Source organism: Acidisphaera rubrifaciens HS-AP3, assembly GCF_000964365.1.
Classification (GTDB): Bacteria; Pseudomonadota; Alphaproteobacteria; order Acetobacterales; family Acetobacteraceae; genus Acidisphaera; species Acidisphaera rubrifaciens.
In genome coordinates this window covers 1-1,205 of sequence record NZ_BANB01000555.1, presented here as the reverse complement: position 1 = coordinate 1,205, position 1,205 = coordinate 1, and the positions used below count along the sequence as shown (strand labels likewise).

At 72.6% G+C, this 1,205-nt stretch carries 1 protein-coding gene; it reads left to right on the top strand.

The window, feature by feature from the left end; all coding sequences use genetic code 11:
- Positions 1–1,205, top strand: a 1,205-nt coding sequence (locus tag B8460_RS14590; RefSeq protein WP_048862345.1) for a glycosyltransferase, incomplete at both ends; no start/stop codon positions are given.

Genomic DNA, 1,205 nt, shown 5'->3' with positions numbered 1-1,205 from the left:
GGGGCGGCGACGCGGCGGCGCTGACGCGCGCGGTCTGGCCGCATGTCGCGCCACCGCCGGTCGATGCGGCGCTCGACATACCGAATTATCTCGCCCTCAACGCCGATGTCGCCGCCGCGGTCGCCGCGGACGGCATCGACCCGGCCGCGCACTGGCGTCATGACGGGCTGCGCGAGCGACGGATCGCGCCGGGTACGAATATCTTCGCCCGCCGGCAGCTCGGGGTGCGCGACTTCGTCAACTGGCGGTCCGGGGTGAACCTGTTCGCCCCCTTCCGCTCCACGACCGGGCTCGGCGAGGCGGCGCGCGGGATGCGCGCGGCGCTGGACGCGGCGGGGATCGCACAGGTCGGCATCGACGTGTCCGGGCTGATCCGCCCCGACCTGCCGCTCGATCTCGCGGGACCGGGGACGCTGCCGTATTCGATCAACCTCGTCATGCTGAACCCGGAACAGGTGTCGGCCTTCGTCGATCGCTACGGCACCGCGCTATTCGACCGGCGGGCGACGGTCGGCGCCTGGGTGTGGGAACTGAGCGCGCCGCGCCTGGAGTGGAAGGGCGTGCTGTCGGGCTTCGACCTGCTGCTGACGCCGAGCGCGTTCTGCACCGACGCCTTCGCGAGCTTCACCGACCGGCCGGTGCACACCGTACCTTATGTCGTGGACGGCGCGCGGCTGCGCGCGCTGGCGGCCGAGGGCATCACCGGAGGCGCCGAGACCGGCCCGCTGGCGGCGGTCGCGGCGGCGAAGCGGGCGGGGCGGCGGGTGGTGCTCTTCATCATGGACGCCTCGTCCTACACGGCGCGCAAGGGCGTTGACGCGTTCGTCGCCATCGCCCGCCGGCTGGAGGCGGCGGCGCCCGGCCGCTTCGTCTTCTGCATCAAGACGCATTCGGCGGACGTATCCGGCTTCGCGGGGGTGGCGGCGGATGCGCCGGTGCTGCTGCTGGAGGGGCTGCTTGATGCGGCGGAAATGGCGGCGCTGAAGGCGATGGCCGACCTCTACGTGTCGCCGCACCGCAGCGAGGGGTTTGGCTTCAACATCGTCGAAAGCCTGCTGCTCGGCGTGCCGGCCGCCTGCTCGCCGCATGGCGGGCCGCGGATGCTGCTGGGCGACGACTACCCGTGGTTCCTGCCCGGCGCCCTGGCGGAAATCGGGCGCGACATGGGGCCGTACCGGCGCGAGGCCATCTGGTTCGAGCCGGAT